A 14,937-nucleotide genomic window follows, 5' to 3' on the forward strand; every position below is an offset into this window, starting at 1 on the left:
TTACAATTACATATTTTAAATGCTGTTAGTCCCCACTTCAGAGCCATTCACATCACCTAATATTTTTTCATAAACAGCAACATACTCTAACAATACATTTTCTAATAAATAAGGCTGCACTAATACCTTTCCTTTATTCCCCATTATTTCCCGTAGTTCTTTCGACTTCAGCAACTGCTCAAATGCGTTTACTAGTGCTTCCTCATCATCGTGTTTCACAACGTATCCATTTTCCTCATTGAAAACTAAATCACGTAAACCTCGTGTGTTCGTTACTATGCAGGGCAATCCTTCTACCATTGCTTCCATAATACTTTTCGGTAGTCCCTCACGGTAAGATAGTAACGTAACTATATCAGAAATTTGCAATATAGACGGTACATCACGACGATAGCCTAAAAAATAAATGTCTTCTAAATTTTTAGCCGTAATTAATTCTTTCAACTCTTGTTCTAATTCCCCTGTCCCTATAAGACACAAAACCGCTTGTGGGCACCGCTCTTTTAATTGTAACCAAATTCGCAATAAAAATTGATGATTTTTATTCTTATTTAATTCTGCGACATATGAAATCATCAATTGATCAGCCGATAAACCTATTTCCTTTTTCAAGTTAGCTTTTTCTTCTTCACTTAATCTAATAGAATTAGATTCCACACCAACCCCATGAATATAAGAAACTTGATTGTTGGGCAAAAATTTTTGAGCATTATAATAATCTTCTTTATTAATTGTAATAAGATGATCTGTCCATTTGGCTGCAATTTTTTCAGCTGTATAATAAAAGAACCAATTTTTCTTAGGTGCACCTTCAAAAAAATGAAATCCATGTGCAGTATAGACGATTTTCCCATGGTTGCTCATTAATTTGAACGCCTTCCTTGTTATTAATGCAGCAACAGGAGTATGGACATGAACTAATTCAAAATTCATTTCACTAAATAGCTTTTTTAACTGCTGATATGCAGTGATATTACCCTTACTAAATGGATTTCGATTAAATGATATATCAATACATTGCACACCTATCATTTCAAGTTCTTCCCGTACCTTTACATCTTCACCCGCCCCTGCATATACTTCGTACCCAATACTTTGAAAATAATGTATGTATGGAATATGAAACGAGGTCAAATGACGATAAAGGGAAGCCACAAATAATACTTTTTTTTTCATAAGACACCTTCTTCTAATTCACTTAGTCCTTTGCTGATTATATTTTTTGACATACCAGCATATATAAATAAACTCATAGTTCTAGTTTAAAATCTTACATTAATATTTATAAAAAAATCAAAAATGAATGTTTAGTAAAAAACAGTTATGTTATAAGAAAGTTCTTGGTGGCGTTCACAATCAACTATAAAATAAATCCCTTATAATATCCCTTGTGCTATAGAGCGAATTCTCAAATAAATACCACAGTAAAATAATCTAAATCTAAAGGGATATTTATATACACCACCCTAATAATATAATAGTGACCATTTTAGTAACTTAGAAAAATTTTCCATTTTCATTTAATATGAAATAGGTATTAATGTATTGTTTATTGCATCTTATTAATTAATGATATAGGATTAAAAAAGAACAATTAGGAGGAAAATTAATGAAAAAAAGTGCTGTCGTAAGGTATAATATGTTGGCTCAAAAGTTACATTCAAAAAAGATACCTTTTTTACCTAAAGTAATCCAAAATATAAACCGGATAGTTTTTTCTTGCGATATTCCATATACTACAGAAATCCCCCATTCAGTAAAATTTGGGCATAATGCATTAGGTGTAGTTATACACCCTAAAACAAAAATAGGAGAAAATTCTTTAATAATGCAACATGTTACATTAGGAGGGAATCTAAATAAAAAAAGGATACATAATGGTCAAGAATTAACGAGTCCAATAATAGGTGAAAATGTATTTATTGGACCGGGCGCTAAAATTTTAGGACCTGTAATTATAGGGAATAATGCACAAATAGGAGCAAATTCTGTTGTATTAAAGGATATCCCACAAAATGGAGTTGCTGCAGGAATTCCTGCGAAAATCATAAAAATTCTTGAGTAGAATGATATGTTTTTATAAATAAATTCCTATAATTAAATATAAAATAATACTAGAATTTTTCTTCCATTTATTTTAGGAGTAACCTATCTATTAAAATCTTATATTTTTTTCAACAGTTCTTCGATTGCTCTGCTATTCAACCCCTCATGCCATTAATATTACAGTCATGTGGATGTGGGGTTGAATACTTAATTGAAGCCTTACTCATCAACAATGACATTTCTTCATTTATAAACATTCGGAGTCAATCTTTTCACTATTTCTATTTTTTCCATCTTTTCTAGATTCACCAAGAAATTCCTCCAACATTGTATAAAGGCTAAATATCTCTTACGGTTTTCCTAAATTATTCGGAAATTAATAATTTATTATGGAATAGTGTTAACCCTCATTACAAAAAATTAAACATTAATTTTTTCTCTTCTAATCGGTTTGAGAAATCCTGTCTTAAAAGGTCTTATAAAAAATATATCCATTCGTTGCTGATAAATCACATTAAACCGAGTAATAGATTAACCCTTAAATATTGTCTCTTTATATAGTAGGAAATACTTTTCCACCGTATTCTCAATACCAAATTCTTCTATTTCTATAGGCATAACTGGTTTCTTATTAACTGTAATAATTTTTTTAGCCAAATCAACTTCATTGCTAGGTCTAAAGAGAACTCCATTCATTTTTTTCACAACTTCATTTAACCCTGGTACATCTGAAGCTATAATAGGCAAGCCAGAAGCAGTTGCTTCAACTATCACTAAGCCAAACCCCTCCCATTTTGATGATAAAACAAAAATATCCGAAGCTTTCATTATAGAAGCAACATCTTTTCTATTCCCTAAAAATAAAATTGAAGGATCGCCATATTCTAAAGCATATCCTTGTATTTCTTCCATTTTTTCTCCATCTCCTACAAAGATCACTCTGTATTCTGGTGGTAAAATTTTACTGGCACGGATTAAAGTTTTATGATCTTTTTGTTCTCTCATTCCCGCTACCATTAACACAATTTTTTCGCCATTCTTTATTTTAGGATTAATAATTTCTCTCTTAATAGGGAGCGCATTTCGATATACTAATAAATCAATACCATTTTCAATTACTACAGTTTTTTTTGTAGTATTTCTCAAATAATTATTTAATTTTATTTTAGTATCATTTGTTATTGCAATAATTTTATCATATTGTGCATACATTAAATAATCTAAGATAAAGAAAATCTTTTTATTACGGCGTTTATTGTGTGTACTATGCTCAGTTGTAAATAATTTTGCATTTTTTTTTATATTTATTAAAGCCATAGGGGCAAATAATTGTGCACTAAATAAATGTGTATGAATTATGTCATATTTATTAAGTTTGAAAATTTTCCTTAAAAACAGGATATTTTTATAAGTATAAACTTTTTCAGTATTACCATAGTATATTGAAACATTTAATTTTTCCAATTCTTCCCCAAAAAAATTCGAATTTGGAGTCAAAACTGCTACTTCACATTTGACTCCAAATTTTATTGATTCTTTCACAATATCTACCAACATTTTTTCAGCACCACCACTTGCTAGGGTGGGTATAATATGTAACACTTTCATATCATTATTACACTTCCTTAAGCTTCACTTTATTTTGACTTTTATTCATATTTTTTAAAGAAACTAGTAATATCAAAACTAATAAATACCTAGAATCCAATATATCGGGAATAAATTGAGATCCTATAATGATTAGTAATAATGTCCATATACTATTTTTATCTAATGAATATGATTTCACAAAAATGAGAAAAAATAATGTTACTATTAAGATAAAATAAACTATACCACCCTGAAGTAATAGTTGAATAACAAAATTATGTGGCATTGCAATACCTAGTATAGACTTGTATGAGTTCATATCGAAACCTATCCCTAAGAAAAAACTATCAAACCACATCCTTAAAGCAATTATATAACCATCATATCTTCCAGAACTAGATAAAATATCTTCACTACGTATCATACTTAACATATTTATGAGTAAAGCACAAACTACTAGGAAAGCTATCCAGATTACCATAACCTTTGGTGTTTTTATTATTGCGTTTCTTAACGAATATATAATTAAAAAAACTAACATACATATAACCACAGCTATAACACCCGTTCTTGCTGTAGTCAAAAAACTTGCACTCAATATTACAAACAACATATTAAATTTAATCCAAATTTTAATTTCCTTAAAAAAAATAAAATAAATAGGAGATACTAAATAGAGAGCTAGAAAGCTATAATCGCTAAACAAATAACCTGTAGCATACCTTTCCCCCCCTAATAGTAAAGTGTTCCCTATTGATATCCCATTTCTATGTAGCAAGGCTTGAAAAATTACGACTAAACTTAGAGCTAATACGCTAGTAATATATAATTCTTTTAGATATTCTTTATATTTATAAGGTATATTTATATTAGGTATAAAAATTAATGTAACAAAAAATAAAGTATAACCTAACACCTGTTTGATTCCCTCAAAAATATCTATACTATTCAACATAGGTACAAAGATATATATTAATACAACAGCCGCTACCATACTCACACTATTAAAAGCTAGTTTATTTTTGGGGATTAAGCTAGCTGATATAAAAAGCACACTAATAATTAAACTTAGAAAAATCATATACCAAGATATAGGTAATTGTTCAAATGGTACACCACTTATACTTTTAAATGAAATAGGCAAACTAATAATAATTAGAGCTATCAGAATCGATACTAAATTATTCCCTAAAGCTTTTCTAAAAATTAACATACTATGCATAAAAAACGCTATGTTTGACAACATGAATAAAGCATAATTATCTTCAAAAAGTAAAAATACACTATAATATATAAAAAAGTGAATAAATAACGTTTTCAATTTAATTTCCTCCATTACTTATCCCTCAAATCACCTGAAACCTTTTTAATTACTTCATTAAATTCTTGAATATGTCTACTAGTAGAATATAATTTAGCATCATTTTTAGCATTTTCTCTCAATGTTTTAATATCAAATTTGTTATTTTTAATATTTATTAACGTTTGTTCTAATAAATGCAAATCCGACTCTTTAACTAAAATAGAATTATTAATATTTAAAACTTGATTATGAGTATAGTTATCCCATGCAACAATTAATTTACCACTTGCCATAGCTTCTAGCAAACTATGGGACACTCCCCCTGCTTGACTTTCTCTATTCAAAAATAGGACTATATCATTTAATTCTAATATTTCCGATATATTTTCCGGTTCGTATTTCCCTTTAAATGTTATAAAATCTAAGTTGGTCTTTTCAATGGATGCATCATCACCATAAATATTAAATTTAAAATTTTTAGTTTTCTTTGATAATTTATCGGCAACTTGTAAAAAATCAGTAAACCCTTTTGCAATAGATAAGCGCCCAGTATACGCTATATTAATAAGTTTAGATTCAAATTTCTTCTCACTAATGTATGCAAATTTACTGATATCCACCGCATTAAAAATTCTTCTCATTTTCTTTTTATGATAAGGATACTTTTCTGCATAATACTCTAATGTATCATCACCGTTTGTAATGATATAATCCGACTTTAAAATCGTGACTTTTTCAAGGAAATTTGCTAAAAAGACATATCTCTTTGATTTATAAGTACTAATTTCTCCTACAGATTTACTTCTAATCCAGGTTATAAATTTATTCCTTTTTAAAAGACCCCTATTCAACAAAACTATTCCACTATTTAACAAACCAATACTGACTATTATATCGTTACTATTTAAATTTTTTCTTAATAAGTTCTTAATTGCTCTATCATATTTAAAAAAATTTATTATAGTATTTTGCTTTACTACATCTCCTATTTGAAGATACTCAAATTTTATATTTTTGTATTTTTCTAGACCAAAAACTATTGATTCTTGTTTATTTTCTGGCTCAATTAGATATACACGTATTATTGTATCGTCCATCTCTATTGATAACTGTTTAAGAAAATAATCCGCCCAAGTCTCTATTCCACCACCATATAAATGTAATTTACTATAAAAAATAAAATGCAATTGTTTTTCCAAAATACTCATCCTATTTATTGATTTTTTAATAACTGGCTTACAGGAACTTTTCTTAATTCTTTTGCTGGATGACCAACAACTAATATTTCTGCCTCAACGTCTCGCGATACTAAACTCCCTGCCGCAACCGTACCATCTTTATGGATAGTTTTACCTGGCAAAATTGTGGAATTCGCTCCTATACGTCCTCCTGTATCAACAGTTACCCCTTTAAATTTATCTAAACGCTCTTTATCCCGTCCCATATAATTATCATTTGTGGTAACCACGCATGGTGCAATGAACACATAGTCACCTAAGGTTGAATAAGCAGTAATATAACAATTTGTTTCTAGTTTACAACACATACCAATTGTACAATCATTTTCAATTGCAACCCCACGCCCTATTATTGATTTTACTCCTACTTTTACACGCTCACGGATAGTTGTTAAATCAGCAATAAACACTTCATCTGAAATAACAGCGTTTGCATAAATAATTGCTGATGTACCAACTATTACACCATTTCCTATTTTAGCTGGTGGTAATGTTTTAAAATCAGGTAAAATAGAAGCTTTTGCACGAGTTGGTTGTTTTCCAATTACTGCATTGTCTTGAATAATAACATTACTTCCTATTACCGTACCCTCATAAATTATCACATTATTTCCCAAGACAACGTTTTCTCCCAATACTACATTTTCACCAACTAATACATTTTGCCCTTTAGTTATCAATTTAATTTCTCCTTTGAAAAAGCTAGTCGATCAAGACTAGCCTTTTTAATTATATTTGATAAAATTCATATATTTTATTAATAATGTAATCTTGTTGTTCAATTTTCAACTCTGGAAACATTGGTAAAGAAAGTGCCTCTGCACTGGCTTTTTCAGTAAATGGCAAATTTCCTTCTTTATAGCCTAAATACTCAAATACAGGTTGTAAATGTAATGGAACTGGATAATAAATCATTGTAGAAATACCGTTTTTTTTCAAAAATTCTTGTAATTCATCACGTCGCTCCACACGTAGTGTGTACTGATGGAATACATGAAAACGCCCTTCAACTTCAATAGGTGTTTTTACAAATTTATTTACTTTTTCATTTAATTGTGCTGAATAATAATCCGCTATAACACGTCGTTTTTCAGTCCATTGAGCTAAATGTGGTAATTTTACGTTTAGAATAGCCGCCTGCAACTCATCTAAACGACTGTTGTAACCTAATAATTTATGGTAATATTTCGGTTTACTACCGTGTACACGAATTATACGTGCATCTTCAGCCAATTGTTCTTGGTTTGTAACAATCATTCCTGCATCACCATAAGCTCCCAAATTTTTTGTTGGGAAGAAACTATATGTAGCAGCAGTACCTAATTCTCCTACATTTATACCATTTTGTTTAGCTCCTATAGCTTGAGCAGCATCTTCGATTATCACCAAATTATATTTATCAGCAATAGTTCTTAAAGCTTTCATATCAGCCATCTGACCATATAAATGTACCGCAATAATTGCTTTGGTTTTATCAGTAATAGCTTTTTCTACTTGAACAGGGTCAATATTGAAAGTTATTGGATCAATATCTACATATACAGGGGTTGCATTTGCTCGTGCTATAGCTCCTCCTGTTGCAAAGAAAGTAAATGCAGTTGTAATAACTTCATCGCCTGCTTTCACACCTGCAGCTTGTAATGCTATATGAATAGCGTCTGACCCATTTGCAACACCAATCCCATAAGCTACATTACTTAATTTAGCAACATCAATTTCTATTTTTTTTACGTTACTCCCTAATATTAATTGAGATGAAGACATTACTTGATCTAATTGTTCTAATACTTCATTTTTAATTGATTGATATTGTTCAGATAAATCTAACATTGGAATTTTCAAGTTTACTCGCCCCTTCAATGACTGTTTTTATTAATTTTTCTTATTATTTTTGCAGGAGAACCCCCAATTATATATGAACCTTCTATGAAACTTTTGGTAACAACTGAACCAGCAGCAACTATAGTATTATTGCCTAGAGTAACTCCTGGTAAAATCACCGAATTCATACCTATCCAGCAATTCTCTCCTAAAACTACATCCTCTCCAGGATAATGATTATCTAGATTCATTAAATCATGGTTAGATGTAATTATTCCTACATTAGGTGCTATATATGTACCTTTTCCGATGTAAATATCCCCTGAGAAATTTTGAAAATAACAGCCGAAACTTTGGAAATTATTTAAATCATCAATATGAAAGTGCACTTTATTGGGATTATACAATACCGAATTACCATTTACCGGAAAACCTGCGTTTCGATTCTTCCCTAATATTTTTTGTTCGAAAAAACATTTTAATATAAAATTCCAACCAGTGCTACTCGATTCAAAATATCTACCTTTAAAATACTTTTTATCGTAAAAAATATATCCTACAATTTTTGCTATTAATATTCCTAGCTTCTTTTTCAACTGATTTCACTCCTTTCCTTTGAAATTTTAAAAATAAAATAACCAAGACAAATATAAACTAAAACTTCATACAACATAAAAATAAATAATGTTATATATATATCGTTAAATATTAAAACGCTAATTATTAATATACTAATTGTTAATATCGCTCTCAAAAATTGAATTTTAGATAATAATTTTATAGCATTTTTAACAATAAAAATCATACTTAATGGAGAAATTATGAATTTAGCATAATAAGCCATTGCCATTATTTGAGCTAACTTACCTGCTTCTAACCATTTCTCACCAAAAAAAATATTAAATAATGTTGGAGCAAATAATATAATTATTATAGTAGGAAGTATACCAATAATACTAAGTAACCTAAAAGTTTTTTTAATAGATGGGTATAAATCTTCTCCTCTGTTTTCTTTTTCAACCATTTCACTTAAGTAAACTTGGGATACTGCAACAGATATAATTGAAAGTGGTAATGTAATTACTCTTACCGTCAAAGCATATAATCCTGTAATTACTTCAGAAAAAAAACGAGTAAAAATAATTACAGGCGCTTGAATGGCAATAACATCTATAAAAGCCGAATGTGTGTTATATAATGGATATTCTTTATATTTAATTGCGATCTCTTTTAACTTTGAAAAATTATATTCTCTTATAAAAAATAATTTTTTCGAATTTTTAAATAGAGTATTATACAATACAACTGAAAATATACCAAAAACATTAGCTATAATCATACCAATGGAATTTAAACCCACAAAACCGAATCCAACTGAAGTAAAACTGGTAGTTACACTTTGAATTACTTTTGATTTAGAAAGATGGCTAAACTCTTGTTGCCTATTATAATAATAATTAAATGCATTCATTACCGCCATACCCATAACTGTAATAGGTATAAAAAATAAGATAAGGTTTGATTTAGATAATCCAAATAAATTATTTAATTCTTCTCTTCCAATTAATATTGTAATCGCAACAACAATACTAGATATAATAGAAATAACTATAACTAACTTAAAAATTTCTTCACTTACTTTTAAATCTTTTGTTGATGCAATAGCTATTTCATATCTCCATGTTGAATAAACAATTATTAAAGTGACTACCGCTATATAAAGGCTATACATACCAAAATCTTCAGGTGAATATAGCCTAGTTAATAACGGGGAAATGGCAATAATAATTACTTGTGAAAATAAAGTAGCGGAAAAAAGTTTTATAAAGTTAGAAATAAACCTATTTGATTTTAATTTATCTAAATAATTTTTCAAACCACATTCCTCATAACTTTACATAATTTGGGTATTGCGGTTTATCATATGAATTACGAGTATCAAATAACATTTTAGAACAGTTTTTTATCATTTCATAATCAAAATCACTATGATTTGTAGCAATAATAGTTAAATCTGCTGATTCTATTAATTTTTCGTCCAATTGTACGGTAGAAATCATTTCTCCATTTAATTTAAAAGTCGGAATATTCGAATCCACAGCTACCCATTCCGCACCGAATTTTGTTAAACGTTCTAAAATTGGGAGTACAGGAGATTCACGATAATCATCAATATCTTTTTTATAAGCTATACCTAATACAACTACTTTAGCACCTTTTAATGCTTTTCCCTGTTCATTCAAAATTTCCATTGCTCGCTGAACAACAAAATCAGGCATACTATCATTAATTTCCCCAGCAGTTTCAATTAATTTGGTATGGTAATTATATTCACGAGCCTTCCAAGTTAAATACCATGGATCTATAGGTATACAGTGACCACCTAGACCTGGGCCTGGATAAAAAGGCATGAAGCCATATGGTTTAGTTGATGCTGCCTTTATTACTTCCCAAACATCAATACCCATTTTATTACATAAAATTGCCATTTCATTTGCTAAACCAATATTTATATTCCTAAATGTATTTTCAAGTAATTTTTCCATTTCAGCAACAGCTGGACTAGAAACTTCATGTACATCGCTTTCTAACACTGAACGATACATTGCAGCAGCTACTTTCGTACAGCCTTCAGTTACACCGCCAACAACTTTCGGTGTATTTTTAGTATTAAAATCTTTATTTCCCGGATCTACACGCTCAGGTGAATAAGCTAGAAATACATCCTCTCCTATTACAAAACCTTTAGATTCTATAATCGGTTTAATTAATTCCTCTGTGGTACCAGGATATGTAGTACTCTCTAATACTACTAAAGTGCCTTCAGTTAAATTTTCTGCAATTGCTTCTGCTGAACTTCTTACATAGTCCATATTTGGTTGCTTATAAATATCAAGCGGCGTAGGGACACAAATCGCGATTGCATCAACTTCTTTAATAAACGAATAATCAGAAGTCGCTTTTAATCTGCCTTTTTTTACCAATCCCTCTAAATCAGTTGGCAATACATCCCCAATGTAATTTTCACCTGCATTCACTTTATTAACCTTATTTTCTTGTACATCAAACCCGATTACTTTAAAGCCTGCTTTTGCCTTCTCTACTGCTAACGGTAAACCCACATATCCTAACCCAACTACACCTATCGTAGCTGTTTTTGTCTCAAGCTTATGTTGCAACAGTTCTTTTAACATTATTGTTGTCATTTTCATCATTCCTTTACGCTAAAGTTATAATTCTATTTTCTTTCGCCGATTCATAAAATAACTCTACAAGATTTAATACCGCTAACCCGTCCTCACCAGTTATAGCTGGTGAACGATTTTCTTTAATTGCTTGAACCATATCTTTAATAATTTGCTCATGACCAGGTGTACCCCATGGATCCGATTTTACTATTCCCTTCCATTCTTTTAACTTTTCGGTATTTATCCCTTCAATATCTAGATATTCAAAATATAATGCATTTGTACCACCAATCTTAACAGTCCCTTTTTCACCAAAAATTGTAATTGATTCCTCGAAATTTTTTGCATATGCGGTCGTAGAAGCTTGAACTGTGGCAAGCACACCCGATTCAAAGGTTATAATTCCAGTTGAAACATCTTCTGCTTCAATTTCACGGAGACGTGTTGCCTCCATACTAACAACTTTACTTGGTTTCCCTAAAAACCATAATAATAAATCTAAATTGTGAATTGCTTGGTTCATTAGAACACCACCATCAAATTCTTTCGTCCCCCGCCAAGTTGCCTGATTATAGTATTCTTGTCCACGATTCCAGTTTACAATACATAATGCGTGACTAATTTTCCCTAATAGATTGGCTTCTAATATTGCTTTTAATTTTATAGCTACAGGACGAAATCTATTTGGGTGAACAACTGCAAGTTTTACATCATTAGCTCTTGCTGCTTGAATTATTCTAGTAGATTGTTCAGAACTCATAGCGATAGGCTTTTCTACAATTACATGCTTACCATACTTTGCAGCTAATTCAGCTAAAGTAGCATGACTTCCACTTGGGGTACAAATATTTACAATGTCAATATCCTCAATTTTAAGCATTGTCTCAAAATCTTCATATTCCTTGACACCATATTGTTCAACATACGGTAACATTAATTCTGGAACTTTATCACAAACCGCAACTAGTTTAGCCCCTTCAATATTATCAATAGAAGTTGCATGTTTTTTTGCGATAAACCCACAACCAACAATGGCAAAATTCATTATTACTACCTTCTTTTCAATATTTTATTTAATCTTCTCAATTATCGGTGCAATTTACTCCGTAGCCGCAACATCCGCATGATTATCTATAATCACTTCCCATCGGCCATTTGCCACAGCAACTACTTTATCTTTTAACATGGGATTTTCTTGCTGTTCAAGCTCTATTAAGAACATTTCTAACTGATTTGCTGACATGCAATTCGCTTTACCAACATGAATTTTCGGATACACATGTTCTTCCTGAATTTCGTCCGGACTGAGCAGCTCCTCATACATTTTCTCACCTGGCCGAATGCCTGAATATTCGATTCCAATTTCTTCTTCTTTAAAACCGGATAAGCGAATCAGATTTTTCGCCAAATCTATAATGTATACGGGTTCACCCATATCCAGAACGAAAACTTCCCCGCCTCGTGCTAAGGCCCCTGCCTGTAATACAAGGCGGCTTGCCTCAGATATTGTCATGAAATAACGAGTCATTTCCGGATGAGTTACAGTAACTGGTCCACCTGAAGCGATTTGTGCCTTAAAACGAGGTACTACTGAACCGCGCGAACCTAAAACATTACCGAACCTTACAGCAGCAAATGTCGTCTTACTTTGTGTAGCCAAGTTTTGAACGATCATTTCCGCAATCCGTTTTGTGGACCCCATTACATTCGGTGGGTTGACTGCTTTGTCTGTTGAGACTAGTACAAAGCGATTGACACCGGCTTTATCTGCGGCATCCGCAACATTTTTAGTACCGAATACATTATTCTTAATCGCTTCTAATGGATTTGCCTCCATTAGCGGTACATGCTTATGTGCGGCGGCATGATAGATGGCATCCGGTTTATATGTCTGAATTACTTCAAAGATTCGCTCGCGGTCTTGTACATCTGCTATTACTGGGATAATTTCAATATCTAAATCTTTGTACGCTTCCGTCAACTCAAGATGGATTAAATAAATCGAATTTTCTCCATGACCGAGTAGTATTAATTTTTTCGGTTGGAATTTCATTACCTGCCGGCAAATTTCAGAACCGATTGAACCGCCTGCACCTGTTACTAAGATTACTTTATCTGTAATCCCTTCAGAGATTGCCAGCATATCAAGCTTTACTTCATCACGACCAAGCAGGTCTTCAATATTTACTTCCTGCATATCGTTCACTGTTACTTTACCTGTCAGCACATCTTCAATTTTAGGCATAATCTTTACGCTTGCACTTGTAGTTGAACAGCGCTCGAACAATGCTTTCATTTCGCTTTTTGGAAGAGAAGGGACCGCTAAAATAATTTCTTGGACGCCTTTATTTTCAACTATTCTTTCAATTTCGCTTGTCGTACCTAGAACACGGTAATCTACTAATGTTAAATATTTTTTATTTGGATCATCATCAATGTAACCGACAATCTGATATTCGGAATACTCGTTGCGGCTAATATTGCGTGCGAGAATTGTACCTGCCTGACCCGCACCTACTATTAACACACGAATGGCTTCCCCATCAAATTTTATTTTTCTTTTTTCATGTAAAAGCCTTAATAAAAAGCGAGAACCGCCGATCATAATAATATGGAGCAGCCATGTAATCATCAGTACACGGAAATAAATGTCTCCATTAATGAGCTGCTGCATAATCATAGCCATCACTACGGAAATTGTTACAGCAACTCCGATAATGATTAGTTCTCTAATTGAGGCAACCGCCCAGATGCGACTGTATAGCTTATAAATATTAGCGACAATATGATGTGCGATTAATAGCGTAATCGCACTGATGAATAATGTTTTATTTGTATACACCTCAACTGTCGGGTGCAGCAGCCAATAACTGATATATATTGCAGTTAATACTATGATCGAATCGAGTATAAAAAATACTGCATATCTTCTTCGATAGTTCATTTTTCCCATAACCTTTCTATATGCTATTTCTTCAGAAAATAGACCACCATTTTTTAGAACTTATTTCCTGAGGTTCATATAAGATAAAATTCTTATTTTCAATGATCCTTGCATTATTTTCTAAAAGCATATCCACTGCATCTAACTGTTTCTTTTTTTCCAAATATATAAGCCCTTCATCAAATAAAAATGGGCGAGTTGTCAAGTTATGAACATCTGAACCATACGTATGGACCAAATTCGCTTTTACTAAGTCAAGTGAAAGTTTTTGAATGTTTTTTCCGAAATGCCCCGCAAGACTTCCGGCAGTAATTTGCGCCATTGCGCCCTCCCTTACTAGCTCTTCCAGTTTATATGGTCGTTCGGCAATTGTTTTATTCCGTTCGGGATGGGCAATAATCGGTATAATCCCCTTCGCTTGAAGAGTGATAATTAGTTCTTTTGTGTATTTCGGTATTGTGCTGGATGGTAGTTCAAGCAGCAAATAATTGGAGTTTGCGAGAGTCAAAGCTTCCTTTGCCTCTACTAAAGAGACAATGTTTTCGACTAAACGGACTTCTTGACCTGGATGGATTTTTAATGGAATATTATTGAGCTGAAGCTGTTCCTGTAAAACAGCCATCTGCTCGGTTACTTGTTTAGCTGTAACATTGTATTGTGGATGAAAACTATGTGAAGTTGAAATGATTTCTGTAATGCCTTCGTCTACGGCTTTTTGTAGCATACTTAGTGTTTCATATAAATCTCCGGGTCCGTCATCGACTCCAAACAATATATGGCTATGTATATCTATCAATGTAATGCCCC

At 31.6% G+C, this 14,937-nt stretch carries 13 protein-coding genes; 1 reads left to right on the top strand and 12 read right to left on the bottom strand.

The genetic code is table 11. The features are described from left to right. Positions 1–15: 15 nt before the first annotated feature. The gene (locus tag ACQKN3_RS08790) at positions 16–1,176 is read right to left on the bottom strand and encodes a glycosyltransferase family 4 protein (RefSeq protein ID WP_427710849.1); all 1,161 of its coding nucleotides are present in this window, start codon (positions 1,174–1,176) and stop codon (positions 16–18) included. 433 nt (positions 1,177–1,609) lie between these two features. On the opposite strand from ACQKN3_RS08790, the gene ACQKN3_RS08795 reads away from it, so the two are divergent. Continuing rightward, the gene (locus tag ACQKN3_RS08795) at positions 1,610–2,065 is read left to right on the top strand and encodes a serine O-acetyltransferase (protein ID WP_427710851.1); all 456 of its coding nucleotides are present in this window, start codon (positions 1,610–1,612) and stop codon (positions 2,063–2,065) included. 512 nt (positions 2,066–2,577) lie between these two features. Here the strand turns inward: ACQKN3_RS08795 and ACQKN3_RS08800 are convergent. The 11 genes from ACQKN3_RS08800 to ACQKN3_RS08850 are packed head-to-tail and all read right to left on the bottom strand — an operon-like array spanning position 2,578 to position 14,926. Then, positions 2,578–3,654 (bottom strand): glycosyltransferase, encoded by a 1,077-nt coding sequence (locus ACQKN3_RS08800; RefSeq protein WP_427710852.1) that lies wholly within the window; start codon positions 3,652–3,654, stop codon positions 2,578–2,580. 7 nt (positions 3,655–3,661) lie between these two features. Beyond that, positions 3,662–4,957 (bottom strand): O-antigen ligase family protein, encoded by a 1,296-nt coding sequence (locus ACQKN3_RS08805; RefSeq protein WP_427710854.1) that lies wholly within the window; start codon positions 4,955–4,957, stop codon positions 3,662–3,664. Between the two features lie 14 nt (positions 4,958–4,971). Beyond that, complete coding sequence (locus tag ACQKN3_RS08810; RefSeq protein WP_427710856.1) at positions 4,972–6,138, bottom strand: glycosyltransferase family 4 protein; 1,167 nt, start codon at positions 6,136–6,138, stop codon at positions 4,972–4,974. Positions 6,139–6,152: 14 nt separating this feature from the next. After that, positions 6,153–6,854 (bottom strand): DapH/DapD/GlmU-related protein, encoded by a 702-nt coding sequence (locus ACQKN3_RS08815; protein WP_427711647.1) that lies wholly within the window; start codon positions 6,852–6,854, stop codon positions 6,153–6,155. A 52-nt stretch (positions 6,855–6,906) separates the two neighbouring features. Continuing rightward, on the bottom strand, positions 6,907–8,019 hold the full coding sequence (locus tag ACQKN3_RS08820; RefSeq protein ID WP_427710858.1) for a DegT/DnrJ/EryC1/StrS family aminotransferase: 1,113 nt from the start codon (positions 8,017–8,019) through the stop codon (positions 6,907–6,909). A 14-nt stretch (positions 8,020–8,033) separates the two neighbouring features. Next, entirely contained in the window at positions 8,034–8,594 is a 561-nt protein-coding gene (locus ACQKN3_RS08825; RefSeq protein WP_427710860.1) for an acyltransferase, read from the bottom strand. After that, positions 8,591–9,874, bottom strand: coding sequence for a lipopolysaccharide biosynthesis protein (locus ACQKN3_RS08830; RefSeq protein ID WP_427710862.1), 1,284 nt, complete (start codon positions 9,872–9,874; stop codon positions 8,591–8,593). The genes ACQKN3_RS08825 and ACQKN3_RS08830 overlap by 4 nt, the downstream gene beginning before the upstream one ends. Before the next feature lie 10 nt (positions 9,875–9,884). Continuing rightward, positions 9,885–11,195: a nucleotide sugar dehydrogenase gene (locus ACQKN3_RS08835; protein ID WP_427711649.1), complete on the bottom strand. Its 1,311-nt coding sequence runs from the start codon at positions 11,193–11,195 to the stop codon at positions 9,885–9,887. Positions 11,196–11,217: 22 nt separating this feature from the next. Then, positions 11,218–12,234, bottom strand: a complete 1,017-nt coding sequence (locus ACQKN3_RS08840; RefSeq protein WP_427711651.1) for a Gfo/Idh/MocA family protein — start codon at positions 12,232–12,234, stop codon at positions 11,218–11,220. A gap of 51 nt (positions 12,235–12,285) precedes the next feature. Further along, complete coding sequence (locus ACQKN3_RS08845) at positions 12,286–14,130, bottom strand: polysaccharide biosynthesis protein (RefSeq protein WP_427710864.1); 1,845 nt, start codon at positions 14,128–14,130, stop codon at positions 12,286–12,288. A gap of 31 nt (positions 14,131–14,161) precedes the next feature. Then, positions 14,162–14,926, bottom strand: a complete 765-nt coding sequence (locus tag ACQKN3_RS08850) for a tyrosine-protein phosphatase (protein WP_427710866.1) — start codon at positions 14,924–14,926, stop codon at positions 14,162–14,164. Positions 14,927–14,937: the final 11 nt, after the last annotated feature.

The organism is Solibacillus sp. NPDC093137, assembly GCF_050280445.1.
Taxonomy (GTDB): Bacteria; Bacillota; Bacilli; order Bacillales_A; family Planococcaceae; genus Solibacillus; species Solibacillus isronensis_B.